The 17,719-nt window shown below is 62.5% G+C and carries 16 protein-coding genes; 11 read left to right on the top strand and 5 right to left on the bottom strand.

The genetic code is table 11. The features are described from left to right. The first annotated feature begins 67 nt into the window (after positions 1-67). Positions 68-2,242, top strand: coding sequence for a hypothetical protein (locus P2869_RS11285; protein ID WP_277596504.1), 2,175 nt, complete (start codon positions 68-70; stop codon positions 2,240-2,242). A gap of 79 nt (positions 2,243-2,321) precedes the next feature. Here the strand turns inward: P2869_RS11285 and P2869_RS11280 are convergent, their stop codons facing one another. The 4 genes from P2869_RS11280 to P2869_RS11265 all read right to left on the bottom strand — a co-directional run bounded on the left by P2869_RS11280 (position 2,322) and on the right by P2869_RS11265 (position 6,026). Next, positions 2,322-3,638 (bottom strand): tyrosine-type recombinase/integrase, encoded by a 1,317-nt coding sequence (locus P2869_RS11280; RefSeq protein ID WP_277596503.1) that lies wholly within the window; start codon positions 3,636-3,638, stop codon positions 2,322-2,324. A 356-nt stretch (positions 3,639-3,994) separates the two neighbouring features. After that, the gene (locus P2869_RS11275; protein ID WP_277596502.1) at positions 3,995-4,354 is read right to left on the bottom strand and encodes an immunity 52 family protein; all 360 of its coding nucleotides are present in this window, start codon (positions 4,352-4,354) and stop codon (positions 3,995-3,997) included. Then, positions 4,236-4,760, bottom strand: coding sequence for a 2-dehydropantoate 2-reductase N-terminal domain-containing protein (locus P2869_RS11270; RefSeq protein WP_277596501.1), 525 nt, complete (start codon positions 4,758-4,760; stop codon positions 4,236-4,238). Before P2869_RS11270 ends, P2869_RS11275 begins: the two co-directional genes overlap by 119 nt. A gap of 30 nt (positions 4,761-4,790) precedes the next feature. After that, on the bottom strand, positions 4,791-6,026 hold the full coding sequence (locus P2869_RS11265; protein ID WP_277596500.1) for a citrate/2-methylcitrate synthase: 1,236 nt from the start codon (positions 6,024-6,026) through the stop codon (positions 4,791-4,793). Positions 6,027-6,294: 268 nt separating this feature from the next. On the opposite strand from P2869_RS11265, the gene P2869_RS11260 reads away from it, so the two are divergent. Genes P2869_RS11260 through P2869_RS11245 form a run of 4 tightly spaced genes read left to right on the top strand, consistent with a single transcriptional unit; the run spans position 6,295 to position 9,901 of the window. Continuing rightward, a complete protein-coding gene (locus P2869_RS11260) occupies positions 6,295-7,419 on the top strand; it encodes an AraC family ligand binding domain-containing protein (protein ID WP_277596499.1) in 1,125 nt (374 codons plus the stop codon). 25 nt (positions 7,420-7,444) lie between these two features. Then, positions 7,445-8,338, top strand: coding sequence for a 4-hydroxy-tetrahydrodipicolinate synthase (gene dapA, locus P2869_RS11255; RefSeq protein WP_199540136.1), 894 nt, complete (start codon positions 7,445-7,447; stop codon positions 8,336-8,338). A gap of 11 nt (positions 8,339-8,349) precedes the next feature. Then, entirely contained in the window at positions 8,350-8,904 is a 555-nt protein-coding gene (locus P2869_RS11250; RefSeq protein ID WP_199540135.1) for a hypothetical protein, read from the top strand. Position 8,905: 1 nt separating this feature from the next. Then, the gene (locus P2869_RS11245; protein ID WP_277596498.1) at positions 8,906-9,901 is read left to right on the top strand and encodes an ornithine cyclodeaminase family protein; all 996 of its coding nucleotides are present in this window, start codon (positions 8,906-8,908) and stop codon (positions 9,899-9,901) included. Positions 9,902-9,910: 9 nt separating this feature from the next. On the opposite strand, the gene P2869_RS11240 is transcribed toward P2869_RS11245, so the two are convergent. Further along, complete coding sequence (locus P2869_RS11240) at positions 9,911-10,408, bottom strand: MarR family transcriptional regulator (RefSeq protein ID WP_017776262.1); 498 nt, start codon at positions 10,406-10,408, stop codon at positions 9,911-9,913. Positions 10,409-10,545: 137 nt separating this feature from the next. On the opposite strand from P2869_RS11240, the gene P2869_RS11235 reads away from it, so the two are divergent. The 6 genes from P2869_RS11235 (at position 10,546) to P2869_RS11210 (ending at position 17,700) form a co-directional block, all read left to right on the top strand. Continuing rightward, complete coding sequence (locus P2869_RS11235) at positions 10,546-11,385, top strand: p-hydroxycinnamoyl CoA hydratase/lyase (protein ID WP_277596497.1); 840 nt, start codon at positions 10,546-10,548, stop codon at positions 11,383-11,385. Positions 11,386-11,414: 29 nt separating this feature from the next. Beyond that, entirely contained in the window at positions 11,415-11,897 is a 483-nt protein-coding gene (locus tag P2869_RS11230; RefSeq protein WP_042263368.1) for a MaoC/PaaZ C-terminal domain-containing protein, read from the top strand. Then, on the top strand, positions 11,869-13,419 hold the full coding sequence (locus P2869_RS11225) for an AMP-binding protein (RefSeq protein ID WP_277596496.1): 1,551 nt from the start codon (positions 11,869-11,871) through the stop codon (positions 13,417-13,419). Before P2869_RS11230 ends, P2869_RS11225 begins: the two co-directional genes overlap by 29 nt. A 132-nt stretch (positions 13,420-13,551) precedes the next feature. Then, a complete protein-coding gene (locus tag P2869_RS11220) occupies positions 13,552-14,925 on the top strand; it encodes an MFS transporter (RefSeq protein WP_277596495.1) in 1,374 nt (457 codons plus the stop codon). 40 nt (positions 14,926-14,965) lie between these two features. Beyond that, the gene (locus tag P2869_RS11215) at positions 14,966-16,471 is read left to right on the top strand and encodes an aldehyde dehydrogenase family protein (RefSeq protein WP_277596494.1); all 1,506 of its coding nucleotides are present in this window, start codon (positions 14,966-14,968) and stop codon (positions 16,469-16,471) included. 104 nt (positions 16,472-16,575) lie between these two features. Beyond that, entirely contained in the window at positions 16,576-17,700 is a 1,125-nt protein-coding gene (locus tag P2869_RS11210) for a porin (protein WP_277596493.1), read from the top strand. The last annotated feature ends 19 nt before the right edge of the window (positions 17,701-17,719 follow it).

Here is a 17,719-nt window from a genome sequence, read left to right as displayed (position 1 = left end):
GTCTGTTCCATCCGGCGCGTCGTCGTGGCCATATCGAGAAATGGGTAGCGGACTAAGCGAGAACGTGATGCCTCAATCCACTGCAAAACTGTTTGTTTACCTGTTTGCGGCAGCGGTAACGCACTCGGGAATGGCGGAAACCATGCCCGAGACGACTGTCGAAGGGGCTCACTGGCGAATTGAGTCGGCAGCCAAATTTGACGACGAAGCCGTGATCGCCTCGCAGCGTAACGAACAGATTCTCGTTTGGGACGTGGGCGGCACTGCACACGTGGCCGGCGCCGCTCTACTGCTCGTGAATGCACCTTACGATCAAGTCCAGCGCACGGTGCAGCAAGCCCTGAAGCCGCTGGGTACATTTGAATTCGCGGCTGACACCAGTCCTTTGGCATACCTCCCGGACGGCTGGGACGAGGTGCTGCTGTCGCGTCGCTCCGATCTGCGTAACGCGCTGGTGGATCGCTTTACCCGACCGCAACTGCAACAGGCTGTCGAACAAGGTGCGCTCATGCCAGCGGAAATGGAGCAACGACTCGCCAGCGTGCGCGCGAGCGTGGGCTCTGTCCCGCAGCAGCGGATCGAGCTCGACGCATTCCGCACGTCATATGCCAGTTGGTACGCCACGCAGAACACCAGCTACGGTCTTACCGGAAAACGCAGCAGCGAACTGACCATCAAACTATTTGACGCCACGGCGATGTTTGCGCAGCCAGCGACAGTGATCCAGATGAAGCGCGTCGATAGCTATCCCAACCCGGCCGCCAGCTTGTGGAACGAGATAAGAAATTTTGATGTGCTAAGTCCGTCTCCTGCTGCCCGTCTTGCCGATAGCGTGGTACCGGCACGGGTGTTTATCGCTGTGAGGGATGCCGTCGCAGGATTGCCGGGGAAGGTGGCGATCGCGCGTACCCCGCATGCGTGGGTACAGCCAATTCCGCAACCAAAGACGGCACCGCCTCTTGTGTTGGCCGCACCAGCAGTTGATACGCCGCTGGTCAAAGCGCAAATATCCAGATGGGATACGCAGGTGATTGACCTGCACTCGTCGCGTTATGCCCTCATCTATCCGCACGACCTGCTCACTTTGCCCGACGGTGATTTGTTGCTAAGCGCGGAGGTGTCTGATGGTACCAGCCAACGCCAGCGTGTCTGGCGTCTTCACGACGTCGCTGGCGCATGGCGCATAGAGGAAGTCTGGCGGGGCGCTAATGGCACACGTCACTTGTCGCTGAGTGCAGACGGCCACACGGCATGGTTTGATGGCGACGCGGTGCGGCCTGCCGGGGTCGATCTGATGGCCTACGACATCGAAACGCGCAAGATTATTGCTCACTCGGTGACATGGCCCGAAGCGAACAACAACAAACTCGATATGCTGCGTTGGGAGTTGGCGGGCGATCAGTTGCCAGCAATATTCGATCCGTTGTACCGACTTGATGACACGGAAATAAGCCCCGCTTTACAGCGCTCCAGTTATCTGGCGATCCTGCGTCCGGAGACAGCAGCCCCTGCGGAAAACAGTAACTGGCGCTTCAAACCAGCGCTTACTTCCGCGAGGCAATCGACGATGGATCGGTATACCGAGCACGGCAATACGCTGATCCGGCCAGTGCGCTGGCGCGACGCTAAAGCCTTCTGGGTCGAAGATCCCAGCGGCGTCGCGGAGCTTGATGTATCCAGTGGTCGCGTTCTACGCGCGTGGGCGATGCCGCAACGATCTGGTCGGCCGGACTCCAATGACGGGGGCGGCGTGGCGCAATGGGTCCCGGAGCCACTTGGTTCGCCGGAGGCAGGCTGGATCGCGACCGGGTTTGTGCTCATGCTTCACGATGACGGGCGCATGCCGCCCACGCTGCAAACCTCTGCCAGCGATAACGACCGTTTCGTGGGGATGCATGTAATCAATATAAAAGACGGACATGTGCTGTCCGCGTTGCTGGGACGCTCCGATACACTGCGGGCGGCAGCGCGATCCGCCCATGGTAGGCTTCTGGCCCTGGGCTCCAACGGCAAAAACGGTGACAGCAACGGCCAGGCAGTTCTGTGGGATGTAGCGCAGGGACGTACTCCTGTTCGGCTCGATACGTCGCAATTCAAGGGCGAGATGTATGCTCTGGCGTTTTCATGGGATGGTCAGGAACTGTGGGCGCTCGGTCATGGCGAACTGTTCCATTGGCATCTGCCAGATGCAATTCGGGATGGTGTCTCCCAAGGCAACTTCCCTGATCAATCTCATAACTAGGAGGTCGTTGAAGGAATGGATGCCATGCGCGTTGCCCTGTTGGTAGGAAAATGAAGCCATTGGTATCGCGCGGTGACCTTTACCGTGCGGTCTGACCCACTAGTGCGTCAGCCAAGCCGGATTGCGATGAGTCGTAGAGCGAAGTATCTTGTTGCGTCATCGTCACAGGTACCGCTTCGGTGGTTTCCGCTATCGGCGTTGCGGTCATCGACGAATAGGCGTGTTTTGCCCACTCTTCCATGAGGGGGCGACGCTGCTCCAGCAGATCGGTCCGGTGGTATGCCGCCTCAACCTTGTTGGCGACCGTGTGCGCGAGTGCTCGTTCGGCGAGGTCGCGTGCATAGCCATGTTCACTCGCCCAGTCCCGGAAGCTGGAACGGAAGCCATGGGCGGTTGCAAAGCGCTCGGATGTATCGCTCTGTGCCTTGACGCGGCGGAGCAGTGCAGTCAGGGTCATGTCGCTCAGCATCTTTTGCCGGGGCGACGGGAAAACCAGGGTTTCGTGCAACCGCTGCTCCTTGAGTGTCTTGACCAGTGCCCATGCCTTCTCCGACAGCGGAACCCGGTGAGCCTCTTTTGCCTTCATTCGCACCGCTGGAATGTTCCAGACGCGTCCAGCCAGATCAAATTCGTCCCACGTCGCGCCGCGCACTTCGCCGCTGCGGGCGGCCGTCAGGATCAGAAGCAGCAGCGCCGCGCGCGTGCTGTCGGTCGGTTTGTGGCTGGCCAGGTGTTCCGCGACGAACTCCGGCACCTGCCGCCACGGCATGGCGGGCTGGTGTTCGGGTTTTGCGGACTGCTTCGGCAGGATGTGGTCGACCACGGTAACCGGGTTCGCCGCAATGTGGCCGTGTGCCCACGCCCACTGCATGACGGCGTGCATGCGTTGGCGCGTGCGGCTTGCCGTTTCAGCTTTGGTCAGCCAGATGGGCCGCAACACGTCCGCGCAGTCGCCGGGGCTGATGGCGTCGAGCTTGCGGTTTCCAAGCTTTGGAAACACATAGGTTTCGAGCGTGCTGATCCACTGGGCAGCGTGCTTCCGATTCTTCCAGCCGGGCTTGAGTTCTTCGTGGACTTTCCGTGCAGCCTTTTCGAAAGTGAGCGCGGCAGCCGCGACTGCGGCGGCTTCCCGTTCCCGGTTGCGCTGGTCAATCGGGTCCTCGCCGCTGTCGATGAGCTTGCGCATGGCGAGTGCCTTCTCGCGGGCTTCGGCGATTGATGTTTCGGGATACGTGCCGAGGCCGGCGTCGCGCCGTTTGCCCGTCACCGGGCTCGTGAAACGCAAGGTCCATTTGCTGCCTGATTTCGACGGCGTCAGCAGCAGTCCAGTGACCTTTCCATCGAAAACCGGCTTGTCGCCGGGCTTGAGAGCTTTTGCTTGTTTGTCGGTTAGCATCGTTTTCAGCCCATCACTCAGCCCATCAGTAGACGCTGGATGGGGTTGGAGGGTGATAGACTAAATTGGATGATTGGACAGTGCAAGCCTTTGAATTATTGGAAGATGTTTGGAAGGGCTTGGATGGGTTTGGGAACGGATTTGGCGGCCCCTCTCTCCGCCAGAATTTGGCGGAAAACCCCGCAAAGTCAAAATGACTTGCGGGGTTTTTTGTTTTGTGACCGATCATCGAGCCCGGATTCGCCTCCCGGCTGAATGTCGCACCTGCGGTCATTGGTAGGGACAGATTGCAGTTGGGGCTGGTGGTCACTCAAGATCGTCTCGGCAATGAACCACGGCCCCCGTGCCATCGCCCATTAGATATCCGCGTAGGCCGGTAGCAAGTCCTGAGCGACCAACCGGATTTCAATGCGGTTCGCCACCTCGACATGCTCAGGTCTGTCCACGGAAAACAGAGCGTCCGTCACGCTGACGATGATCGTCCCAATTTGCTTCCCGTCCTCGCCCTTCACAGGAATTAGCGCTCGCGCCTCCGGAACCTGCTGAATGGTGATTTTCCGAGGCAGGTAGATCATCCAGCCGACACCGGGCTTGTCATCAAACACCTGTCTCGGTGAATACTTGCGCGGTGCAGCTGTTACGTACGCGGGTGCATAGCTGACCACTACAGCTTGCCAGTTGAGGGTTCGACATCGTCGTGACCATGCCCAGGCCATCCACGCGAAAGCGTAGCCGTTGATCCACCAGAAAAGCTGTCATATTTGGAAATCCGAAAGCGAAACGTTGTGCGCCTACGATGGATCGATAGGGTTCGATGCCTTGGAACATATTGAACATCAGCAGGATGGTGTTCGCACGGCTTGCGGATAGTGCCGGCCGTAGCGGCGCGAGTTGGCGTTCGGGACCGGTGACGATTGCTAGATCGTAGGGTGTAGTCGGATCGAGCAAGGACACGACCTCGATCGGAGCGCGTCGCCCGTCGATGGTTATGATTGCGCCGTCGCGAGCCGGGGCGTCAAAGCGCGCACCGCGTGCCAAGACAGTGAGGTCATGGCCGGCCTGGGCAAGGCAGAAGGCCACGGCGCTTCCGATCCGCCCCGCGCCAATCACGATGATTTTCACGAGTGTTGATTTCCACAAGCAAATCGCGCGTCACAGGCGCGCGCCCGAAATGTACTTCGCGCGCGGGCGCAGTAGAAACGCCTGCGAGCGTTGTTCGAGCACATGCGCCACCCATCCGGCCGTGCGGCTGACGATCCACAGGGCGGTCGCGGTGCCGTCCGGCAAACCGAGCGCACGCGCCAGCGTCACGAGCGCGATCGCGACGCCGGGATGCATGCCGAGCTTCTGCTTCACGAGATCGAGAAAATCGAGCGTCGGCCGGGTCGCGGGCGTCGCGTGGCGCAGCGCGCGCACCTGTTCGAGAATCAGATTGGCGCGCGCGTCGCCGTCGGGATAGAGCGGGTGGTTGAAGCCGAACAGGCTCGCGCCGTACTCGCGCACGAGTTGCAGACGCGCGGCAACCTCGCCTGCAGCGATGTCGCGCAGCAGCAGCGTTTCGACTTTTTCGGTGGCGGTGCCCGTCGAAAAGCCGACGTGCGAGCCGATTGCCGCGGAGAGGCAGTTGAACAGGTCCGCGTGTGTCGAAGCCGCCACGCGCGCGGCGAACGTGGCGGGCGCCAGTTCGTTATCGGCCAGCACGGTCAGCGCGCCGTTGATCGCGAACAGTGCGTCCGGCGTGCGCTTTCCCCCCGCCGCGCGCAGCAGATGCGCGGCGAGACTTTCGCCCGGATCGCGCGCGATGAAGGCCCGCTTACGGCTCAGAAAACCAAGGCATCCGGCCATGGTCTGCATCGACAGACGCGCGCACTGAACCGCGCTGCCGTCGGAGATTTCGGCCGCGCCGCGTCCTTGCATCGCGAGCGCGAGCGGCACCATGCCGAGCAGATTCGCGATGTCTCCTGCACGCAGTTTTCCGGCATACGCATGAAAGAGCGGCAGCACGTCTGACGGCGTGTCGAGCGTGCTCCATGCGGTGACGCCGTCCTGCCAGATGCCCGTCATCAGCAATTGCGACACGGATTCGAACGACGCGCCCGCCTTCGCCAGGTCAACAGCCGAACGGTTGCGATACGCCGGGCCTTCCGGCGTGATATGCGTGACGGCCGACGCGAGCACCGGCTCACCCCAGCGCATCGTCGATTCGGCCGACACCGCGCGCGGCGTGCGCCCGCGCTTGCGGCTCCCGACCCGCTCGACGTCCGCGCGCACGTACAGGCTCCGCCGCCCGTCGTCGTGCGGCGCCGTGCCTATTAGCCCACGGCTTACGTACGAATACAGCGTGCCCGGCTTGATCCGCAAGCGGTCGAGCACTTCTTCCCGGGTCATCAAATCTCTGGGCGCCATCGATCAATCTAATCAACATAAATAGGGATTCCCGAATCTTAGCCGACGCGGCAGGCTTTTGAAGCGGAATCGTGACCGGCCTGGTGGCCTAAGCCAGCCGGCCGGGCTACCAGTTGCAGCATCGCGTCGATTTTATATTGATTTGAAATATCAATCTTGATCGCCGAAATCGGTGAGGGTAATTTTCGACTCGAAATCAACTGTTGCGCGCAACACGACGATGCGCGCGGCGCTTTGAGGAGACTGCACGATGCATGACCTGAAACGCGAATTCGCGCCCGCGCAAGCAAGTTTTGTCGATCAGACGGGACGGCGCGCACGCGAAAACCACTACTGGGCGCCCGTGATCATGAGCCGCGAACAGATCGACGCGGAAGTTGAACGCCTCGCGTCGCTGCCGAAGCCCGCCGACGGCCACCGCCAATCACTGATCGTGCACCCGTCGGCACGTGAGGGATCGTTGGGTCTTGCGCCGGGCATTCGGGTGTCGCTTCAGGTGCTGTTGCCGGGCGAGTCGACCGAGCCTATGCGCCACAACGCGACGGAAGTGAACTTCTGCATCCGCGGCGGCGGCTCGACGCGCGTCGCTGGCCGCACGATCGGCTTCAAACAGTACGACGTTTGGAACCATCCGGCTTTCGTTGCGTATTCGCATACCAACGACACGAGTGACGTGCAGGTGCGCCTCGTCTATTCGAACATTCCGCTGCTGCAGCACATGGAAGTCTACGTGTGCGAGTTCGGCGTCGAGCTCGAAGCGCTGCCCGAAACCATGACGATGCATGCGAGCGACGATCCCAAGCACCGTAATCCGTTCGGCACCTTTCCAATCGGCGAGGACGGCGGTCTGTTGATGCCGTATGAAACGTTGATCAATCCGCAAGTCGTTGAATCCACACCGCTGCATTTTCCGTGGCAGCAAGTGAAAGCCGAACTCGACAAGCTCGAAGCACTCGGCGCGGACTACGTCGGACGGCGTCTGTACATGATGTACAACCCCGTCACCGGCCGCACCAACGGCATCACGCCGAACTTCTTCGCAACAATGACCATCCGCCCGCCGAAGATCGTCGATCGTCCGCATCGGCATGTGTCTGCGGCGATCAACTATTACTTCTCCGGCAGCGGCTACAGCATGGTTGCGGGCAATCGCTACGAGTGGAAAGCGGGCGATCTGATGCTCTCCGCGCCCGGCTGGGCCGTGCACAACCACGCGTCCTACGACAACTATGTCTACGAACTGACGATTCAGGATCAGCCGCTCAACATCTACATGCAGTCGCTGTTGTGGCAGGAAAGCCTGAAGGAACCGCCCGCGCTGCTCGGCACGCAAACGGGGTTTTCGACCAACCGCTCCAGCGCGAAAGCGGCCTGATTTCATTGTCGAGGAAAGCAAAATCATGCGTGAGCTCTCATGGCTGAAGGGGTCGATTACGCCGATCGTCACGCCGTTCCAGAAGGATCAGGTCGATTACGACACGTACGCGAAACTGATCGACTGGCAGATCGTCAATGGCGGGCACGGCGTGCTCGTCAACGGCACGACGGCCGAACCGAGCGTGTTGAGCGTCGAAGAACGCAATCGCCTCGTCGACGTCGCGATCGAAGCAGCGCAGGGTCGCGTGCCCGTGCTCGCTGCGACGGGCTCGCAATCGCATGCGGAAACCGTCGCACTCACCGAACACGCGGATAAAGCGGGTGTCGACGGCATGCTGGTGGTGACGCCGTACTACATCCGTCCGCCACAGCGCGGACTCGTCGAGTATTACGTCGATATCGGCAGGCGCACCGACAAGCCGCTGCTGATCTATCACATTCCGGGCCGCGCGGCCGTCAATATGGAACTCGCCACCGTAAAGGCGATCCGCGAGCGTGCGCCGAATCTCGTCGGCATGAAGCATGCGGTCAACGACATGGGCTTCGTTACGCACATGCTCGACGCGTTCGGTGACGATTGGCGCGTGTTCGTCGGGCTCGAAGAGTTGAGCTTTCCGATGCTAGCGGTGGGCGCGTGCGGGCTGATGAACGCGGTCGGAAACCTCGCGCCGCGCAAGGTCGCCGATCTCGTCGAAGCGGTCGAGCGCAACGATTACGCGACCGCGCGCAAGCTGCATTTCGCGCTGTTCGAGCTGAACCAGTCGGTGTTCTACGACACGAACCCGATCCCGATCAAATACATGATGAAGCGCATGGGTCTGCTGCGCGAGAATGATCATCGTCTGCCCATGATGCCCGCGACCCGCGAACTCGAAGCGCGTCTCGACGGCGTGCTCGATCGCGCCGGTCTGATCTGATGGAGACGACGATGAGCGAGCGAATTCCCCGCCTGGAAATGTCCGACATGCGCGCCGACCTCGCCGCGTATCTGACGCCGCGCGTCGAGCGTTTGCGTTATCTCGGCGAACTGTTCAAGTGCGCGGGCAACGCGCCCGACGTCACGCTGACCTTCATGCATTTCACCGATGCGCTGAAGGAGGCGCTGCCGGATCGCCTGACCGAACTCGGTGCGCTGACGGTTGCGAGTTTCATGGAGAACCGCTATGAGCGGCATCAACACGAACGGTTAAGCGAGAAACTCGGTTTCGCGCGCGAGTGGATTGCGGAGATCAAGCGGCTCGAGCCATCGACATCGACAGCGTTGAATGACATTGATCGAGCCGCGCAAGCGTATGCGCTCAAGGCGCTGCGCACGCGTGGGCTCGACGCGCAGGCTGAATTCGACGCATTTGCCGCGCTCGTCACGCCCGCCGAGGCGATGGCGTTCGTGTTGCTGATCGGCCGTTACGTCACGCATGCGATCGCGGTGAATACGCTGGGCCTGCAGCCGCCCGTGCCGTCGATTTTCGACAAGGAAAGCTGATATGTCAGAACCGGTCTGGATTTCGGAGCAACAGGTTGTCGCGATGATGAACCTGTCTGGCGCGATCGCGGCGCTGGAAACAGGCCTCGCGCAACAGGCGAGCGGTGCGGCGACCAACATGAGCAAGACGCATGTCGCGTGGGGACACAGCAATCTTCACGCGATCGGCGCGGCGTTTCCGCGGGCGCGCATGATTGGCACGAAGACCTGGGCGCACACGGACGGCGGCGCGTGTCCGCTGCTGGTTCTCTTCGATAGTGAAAACGGTCAGTTGCGCGCGATCGTCGAAGCGTTCGCGCTCGGACAGATGCGCACGGGCGGTATTTCGGGGGTTGCGACGAAATGGCTCGCGCGGCCGGACGCCGACGTGTTCGCGTTGATCGGTACGGGCAAGCAGGCGATCTCGCAGCTTGCGGCCGTCGCGGCGGTGCGGAAGCTGAAACTCGCGCGTGTGTTCAGTCCTACGGCCGACAAGCGGCGCGCGTTTGTCGACAAGGCGCGCGCGAAGTTTACGGGCATCGAAATCGTCGAAGCGAAGTCTGTGGAAGAGGCCGTCGCCAATGCACCGATCGTTACTACGGTCACGCGCGCGACGGAAGCGTTTCTGTCCGCGTCGGCGCTAGCGCGTGGGACGCACGTGAACGCGGTCGGTGCGATCACGTGCGACCGCGTCGAGCTCGTCGACGACGTGTTCGCGCGTTGCACGAAAGCGGTCGTCGACGACGCCGGCACGGCGCGGCGTCTGTCGACGGAATACATTCGCGCGTTTTCCACGGGGAAAAACGAAGCCGACGGCTGGAGCCGTGTGCTGCCGCTGTGCGACGTCGTCGCGAAACGAATCGCGCGCGATGCGGACGATGATCTGACGATCTTCAAGGCGATGGGAATGGGTGTTTCCGATCTGGCGCTCGGCATGCGGCTCGTCGAACTGGCGCGCGAACGCGGACTCGGCGCGCCGATGCCGCAACCTCGCCGCGAAGCACCGCGGCTCGATTGAGCGGTCGATTCAGCGGTCGTAGAGGCGCTGCATCAGCTTGCCAAGCAGGGCGACTTCGGCTTCGGTGAGATTCGCGGTCCATGCGGCTTCGTACGCCTCCAGTTCCGCGTCGAGCCGCGCGAGCGCTTCGCGGCCCGCTTTCGTCAGCACGAGGAACTGATTGCGTTTGTCCGATTCGTCGGTGGCGCGCCCGACATAATTGAGGCCTTCGAGGCGCGACATGCTGCGCACCAGATTGGTCCGCTGCACGTGCAGGGTATCGGCGATGGCAGTCTGCGTGACGCCGTCGTTCGTTTCGAGCAGCGCGAGGATGCAGTAATCGACGGGACGAATGCCGTGCTGGTCAAACACGGGTTCGAGTAGCGCGTTCTTGAAGTTTTCTATCTGGCGGATGTGATAGCCGAGGCGGCGCTGCAGGAATCGCTGATCGAGCGTGGCGCTGCTCCAGCCGCCTGGAGTCAGCGCTTTGGTATTCAGCGTGACGTCGAGGTTGTCGTCGGAAGGCATGGGTGAGTCTGTCCTGAAGCGGTCGATAGAAGTAGTGGGGCAGTCTAAGTAGAACTACCCATGGAGTGCAAGCAAACGCGTATCTAAGATACGTATCAATGATACATGATCAACGATACCCGTTACCCGGAGAAAACATGAACTACGAAACCTTGCGCGTCGACATCGATAACCGTACCGCCACGATTACGCTGAATCGTCCGAACAAGCGCAATTGTATGAGCCCGCAACTGCATCGCGAGATGACGGATTTGCTGGAGAAGCTGCGCTACGACGACAACGTCTCGGTGCTGGTGTTCACGGGCGCGGGCGAAGCCTTTTGCGCGGGGATGGACCTGAAGGAGTTCTTCTTCGAAACGAAAGATTCGCCCGCGCGCTTCGACGAAACCTTCCGCACCGCGTGCGAATGGCGCGGCCGCACGCTGCGCTACTACCCGAAGACGACGATCGCGATGATCAACGGCTTCTGTTTCGGCGGCGCGTTTTCGATCGTCGAAGGTTGCGATCTCGCGGTCGCTGCGGATAACGCGACGTTCGGCTTGTCCGAAGTGAACTTCAAGCTGTTTCCGGGCGGCACGGTGTCGAAGTCGCTCGCCAATCTGCTGCGTCCGCGTGAAGCACTCTTTTATGCGCTGACGGGCCGCCCGTTCGACGGCACGGAAGCGGCGCGCATCGGCCTGATCAACTACGCGGTGCCCGCGAGCGAATTGCGCACCTTCACGATGGACATCGCGCAGGAGATCGCGCAGAAGGATCTCACTGCGTTGCGCGCAACAAAGGACGGCTATCGCTACGCGCTCGAAATGAGCTGGGACGCGTCGATCAACTACACGCTCGCCAAGCAGGTCGAACTGAAATCCCTGCAGGCGAGCATGGAAAGCGGCGACTGGGTCGAAGCCGGCATCAACGATTTCCTGAAGGGCGAATACAAGCCGGGCCTGGAAACGCATGGCCAGAGCGCGCAGCGCCGTTCGTAACGTCATCGCACGATCACGGAACCGCACGCATGCACCCGACCACCGCCGCCTTCGATGCGCTCACGATCGGTCAGCGCTTTCGCAGCGCAGGCCGCACGCTCACGCCAACGGATCTGTCGTTCAGCTGCATGTTGAGCGGCGACTGGCACCCGATTCACGCGGACGTCGAATATTGCCGCGCCGAAACGGGCGGCGAGCGGCTGCTGCACGGCTCGTTCGGCATCATGCTCGCGATGGGCATGGCCACCATGCTGCCGATGTTCGCCGAACGCGTGATTGGTGCGACGGGGCTGCGCGAGTGGCGTTTCGGCAAACCGCTGCGCGTCGGCGACACCGTGCATATCGACGTAATCGTTCATGACAAGCGGATCACGTCGGACGGCGCGCGCGCGATCGTCGAGCGCCGTCTGATTCTGCGCAACCAGCGCGACGACGTGATTCAGGAAGGGACTATCGGCACGATGATCCAACTGGGGACACAGGATGAATCTCGGTCAACTGATCGAACGTAATGCGCGTCTGTTCGGCGCGCAGCCTGCGATCGTCTTCGAAGGCCGCGCGACCACGCATCGCGAGTTTCGCGATCGCGTCGTGCGGCTCATCAATGCGCTCGTTGCGCTCGGCGCGAAGCATCAGGACCGCATCGCGATCCTGTCGCAGAACCGCACGGAATATCTCGAGTGCTACGGCGCGGCGGAACTCGGTGGTTTCGTTGCCGTCGGCTTGAACTACAGGCTGTCGGCGGCCGAACAGCTCGCGGTACTCGGGGATTGCCAGCCCGCCGTGCTGGTGTTCGAGGCGCAGTATCGCGAGCGCGTCGAAGCGTTTCGCGGCATGCTGCCGGACGTGCGCTTCGTTTGCCTCGACGACGCACCCGCCTGGGCGCAAGCGTACGGAGACCTGCTCGCCAGTGCCGATGCGCATGCACCCGCAACGCGTGCCACCGACGACGACATCGTCTATCTGATGTACACGAGCGGCAGCACGGGCAAACCCAAAGGCGTGATGCTGTCCAACGGCGGGCAGTATCTGCAGGCGGCGAAGCTGGCGCTCGCGCATGCGTCGCAAACCGACGACCGGATGGAAGTGGTGATGCCGCTTTATCACATCGGCGGTCTCACCGAACAGCACGCGTACGCGCTGGTCGGCGCGGTCACGTATTTGCATCGCGCGTTCGACCCGCTCGCCGTGCTCATGTCGATCCGCGAGCATCAGTCGACAGCCGCGCATCTCGCGCCGATCATGATCCACCGCATGCTCGATGCAATGGAAACGACGTCGCACGACGTCGCGTCGCTGCGCACGGTCGTGTATGCGTCGGCACCGATGTCGGTGAGTCTGCTGCGGCGCGCGATCGACCGCTTCGGCGCGGTGTTCACGCAGGTCTACGGGATGACGGAAGTGACGATCAGTTCGCTGCTCGCGTGCCAGCACGATCCCTACGGCGGCGGGCTCGCAGCCCAGCGGCTCGCGTCGGGCGGACAACCGTGTCACGGCGTCGAGGTCCGCATCGTCGATGGCGACGGCAAGGATGCAGCGCCGGGCGAGATCGGCGAAATCTGCATCCGCTCCGATGCGATGTTCAAGGGCTACTGGAACGCGCCGGAAGCCACGCGCTGCGCGTTTTCCGGCGACTGGTTCCATACGGGCGACGTCGGTTATCTCGACGACGACGCGTTCGTGTTTATCGTCGACCGCAAGAAAGACATGATCGTGTCGGGTGGCGAAAACATCTATTCGCGCGAAGTCGAGGAAGCGATCATGCGCCACCCGCAGGTCGCAGAAGCGGCCGTGGTCGGCGTGCCTGACGACGTGTGGGGCGAGTGCGTGAAGGCGTTTGTCGTGTGTCGCGCGAACCAGGCGCTCACCGAAGCCGACATTCTCGCGCATTGCCGCACGCTGATCGCGAGCTACAAGAAACCGCGCAGCGTCGAATTCATCGCCGCGCTGCCGCGCAAGCCATCGACCGACAAGGTCGACAAGATGGCGCTGCGCGAAGCGTACTGGCGCGGCCAGGCGCGGCTGGTGTCGTAGCACGGCGAAAGAAGACAGCAGCGAACAACGAGACAGGACGAGACGGACCGGCACGCCTGCGCGCCGGATAGGCAGGCCGAACGAGACCGGCGCTGCGCTTGGCGCGCACACGCCGGCCAACAGGAGACGGACATGGCTTCACGCGACACCCCGATCGACGTTTCGCGGCTGATCAATCATCACGCGATTTCGAAGTTGCAATACTGGATTTTCGCGGCCTGCTTTCTGGTCGCGGTGCTCGACGGTTTCGATTCGATGGCGATGGGCATCGGCGCGCCGTGGATCGCCGCCGCGCTCAAGCTCGATCACCGGCTGCTCGGACCGGTCTTCTCGGCGTCGCAGGGGGGCTTCGTGATCGGCGCGATGGTGCTCGGGCTGATCGCGGATCGCTGGGGACGCAAGCGCACGCTGGTGCTGTCCGTGGTGATCTTTTCGGTGTTCTCGTTCGTGACCGCGTCGGCGGGATCGTTCGAGGCGTTGTTCGCGTATCGCCTGCTGGTGGGCGTGGGGGTGGGCGGCGCGGCGCCGTGCTTCGTCGGGCTTGCGTGCGAATACGCGCCGGCGAAGACGCGCTCGAACGTGATCGCGTGGATGTGGACGGGCATTCCCGTTGGCGGCATCGCGGGCGGTCTATTTGCCGCCAACGTAATGCCGCTGATGGGTTGGCAGTCACTCTTCATCGTCGGTGGCGTGGTGCCTGGCGCGCTCGCGGTATTGATCGCGCTGACGGTGCCGGAATCGTACACGCGGCTCGCCCGTACGCCGCATTCGACGGAGGCCGTTGGCAAGCTGCGCGGCATCGTCGAACGGCTGGTACCGGGCATCGCGCTGCCGGCCGACGCGCGTTTCGTCGCGGCGCAGGACGCACGCGAGAAAGTGCCCCTCAGCGTGCTGTTCTCGCACGGCAACGGTCGCCGCACGGCCGCACTGTGGACCGCGTGCTTCTTCGTCTGGCTCACGCTGACGGCGATGACCGCGTGGTCGCCGTCGCTGCTTAAGATGGCGGGGATGACGCCCGCTCAGACGGGCGTCGCGATGACGATGAGCATGGTCGGCGCGACGCTCGGCACCGTGTTCATGGGCAAGCTGATGCAGTGGCTCGGCGCGTACGCGGCGATCGTCGGATCGCTGGTCGTGGCGGCACTGTCGTCGTCGGCAATCGGCCTCTTCACCGGCGGGTACTGGTTGACGATGATGTTCGTGCTGGTCTTTGGTCTCGCGATCGCCGCGGCCGTGGCCGGGCTCGTCGCGATCGCGGCGATGACGTACCCACCGGAACTGCGCTCGACGTCGGTAGGCTCGGCGGTCGGCGTCGGACGCATCGGCTCGTTCATCGGCCCGCTTCTGATCGGCGGCGCGATCGCGATGCAGCCGGGCGCGCGGGGCTCGTTCGTGGCTATGGGGATGACCTCGCTGATCGGCGCCGCCTGCGTCGCGGTGCTCAGCGCCGCGACGCGCCGTGGCCGCAGCGAACCCGCCGCGCCCGCCGACGCGCTCCCGCAATGATTCGACGGTTCCCGAACCTCACGATCCCTGGAGAATCCACATGACGTCCGCTTTCGGCACGCCGCCTGTCCACGATCTCTCGTCGCGTGTCGCGTCGCTCGTCCCTGCGTCGAAGGGGCTGTATTGGGGCGGCGAGTGGCATACACCCGCCGGCGCGCGCATGTTCGACACGATCAATCCATCGACGGGCGCGCGCCTCGGTGCGGTGTTCGAAGCGACTCCGCACGACGTCGATGCCGCAGTCGCTGCCGCGCGCACCGCCTTTCCCGCGTGGGCTGCAACACCGCCGCTCGAGCGCGCGCGTCGCCTGCGCGAAGCCGCTGCGCGCATCCGCGCGAACGCGCACGATCTCGCGCTGCTCGACGCCGCCAATTGCGGCAATCCGGTCGGCGCGATGCGCGCGGACGCTGAGATTGCCGCGACGCAGCTCGAATACTTCGCTGGTCTCGTGCTGGAAGTGAAAGGCGAAACCTTGCCAACGGGCAACGGCTCGCTGAACTACACGGTGCGTGAGCCGCTCGGCGTGATCGCGCGAATCTTCCCGTTCAATCATCCGTTTATGTTCGCGGCGGGCAAGATCGCGGCGCCGCTCGCGGCGGGCAACACGGTGATCGTCAAGCCTCCCGAGCAGGCGCCGCTGTCCACCGTGCGTCTGATGGAACTACTCGCCGATCTGTTCCCGCCCGGCGTGCTCAACTGTGTGACGGGCGGCCGCGACACGGGCGCGGCGCTTGCCGCGCACCCCGGCATAGCCGCAATTGCATTGATCGGCAGCGTGCCGGCAGGCAAGGCCGTGCTGCACGCTGCCGCTGACACGATGAAGCACGCGCTGCTCGAACTCGGCGGAAAGAACGCGATGATCGTGTTCCCCGACGCCAACTTCGACAAGGCCGTCGCGGGCGCGGCGCGCGGCATGAATTTCACGTGGTGTGGGCAGTCGTGCGGATCGACGAGCCGGTTGTTCGTGGAGGATTCGATTCACGACCGCTTCGTCGAAGCCCTCGCAGTGCGCGTCAAGGACAGTTACGTACCCGGTCCCGCGACCGATCTGCGCACAACGATGGGCGCGCTCGCGAGCAAAGCACAGTTCGACCGCACGATGCGCTACATCCGCGCGGGTGTCGAAGAGGGTGCGCGGCTCGTGTGCGGCGGCAAACGGCCGGACGACCCGCGGCTCGACGGCGGCCTGTTCGTTGAGCCGACGATCTTCGCGGATGTGGACGCGTCGATGTCGATCGCGCGCGAGGAAATCTTCGGGCCGGTGCTGTCGGTGATGCGCTGGCGCGATGAAGCGCAGCTGTTCGACGCGGTCAACGCACTCGAACTTGGCCTGACGGCAGCGATCTGGACGACGAGCCTGAAGACCGCGCATCGCAGCGCGGCGCGCGTCGAAGCCGGCTATGTGTGGATCAACGACTGCTCGATCCATATTCCGGGCGCGCCGTTCGGCGGCTACAAGCAATCGGGCATCGGGCGCGAAGAGTCGAAGGAAGAACTGTACGAATTCACGCGCCTGAAGAACGTCAACGTCGCGCTGGCCGACTAGCGGTTTTATCAATGTAGCGAAGCAGTGGTCGGCAAGTCATCAGAGTATTTTTGTTATTTAGTATGCCTAATAATATAAAGCAAAAATTATTAAGGAGACGCACAATGAAAAAGATCGTCGCCGCCACAGCTGGCATCCTGTTCTGCCAGCTCGCCGCAGCGCAGAGCAGCGTCACGCTCTACGGGCTGATGTCGGTTGGAATCGAATACGTCAATGCGGAGAAAGGACACTCGAACATCAAGATGCTGTCGGGTACGATGCAGAACTCGCGCTGGGGCCTGAAAATCCGTGAAGATCTGGGGGGCGGCTACGCGGCGATCGCGCAGCTCGAAAACGGCTTCGATATCACCAGCGGCGCGTTCCAGCAGGGTGGCCGCATGTTCGGGCGGCAGGCCTTCATCGGCTTGTCGTCGAACCAGTTCGGTTCGATCACGTTCGGCCGGCAGTACGACCTGTTTTGGGACGACCTGCAGCAGTTCGAAGCGGCTACTGCGTCCCACAGTCTCGCTGTGCATGTCGGCGACAACGACAATGCATTCGGTGGCTTTCGCTATAACAACTCGGTCAAATATGTGAGCCCTGAGGTCCACGGACTGTCGGTGCAAGGTCTGTATGCGTTCAGCAATCAGGCCGGTTCGTTCGGCGCGAACCGCGCGACCAGCTTCGGCATCAGCTACCGACAGACGAGTTTCCGCGCCGCCGCCGCGTATCTCGACATCGACCGACCGGGCAACGCGATTCCGACAGGCGCCGTCACCGACGACTACGTCGGTGCGCCATTCATCCTGTTCCACACCAGCCCACTTAGTACGGCCATCGGCGTCGAGCGGCAGCGCGAGTTCGGAGCCGGCGGCGCGTACATGTTCGGCCCGGTGACGTGGAACGTGCTGTTCTCGGACGTCCGCTTTCGATATCTCGATCAGACGTCGCTGCACCTCGACAACTACGACACCTCGCTGACATGGCAGGTCACGCCGTCGATCCTGCTCGGTGCATCCTACATCTACACGAACGGCAACTACGGCGGCGTGCCGTCGAACGCCCCGATGCACTGGCAGACCGGCTCGCTGAATGTGACGTATTCGCTGTCGAAACGCACCGACATCTATGTCTTCAGCGATGCCGTGTGGGCGTACGGCGCGCGGGCGACTGCAGTCACGTGGCTTAATTCGCCGTCGAGAACGAAGCAACAGGTCAACGTAATCGCAGGGATTCGTCAACGTTTTTAAGAAAATTGGTGTAACCGGG

Origin of the sequence: Paraburkholderia sp. SUR17, from assembly GCF_029536165.1 — a bacterium.
In the GTDB taxonomy this organism is placed as follows: domain Bacteria; phylum Pseudomonadota; class Gammaproteobacteria; order Burkholderiales; family Burkholderiaceae; genus Paraburkholderia; species Paraburkholderia kururiensis.
This window is presented reverse-complemented; position numbering and strand designations above follow the sequence as displayed.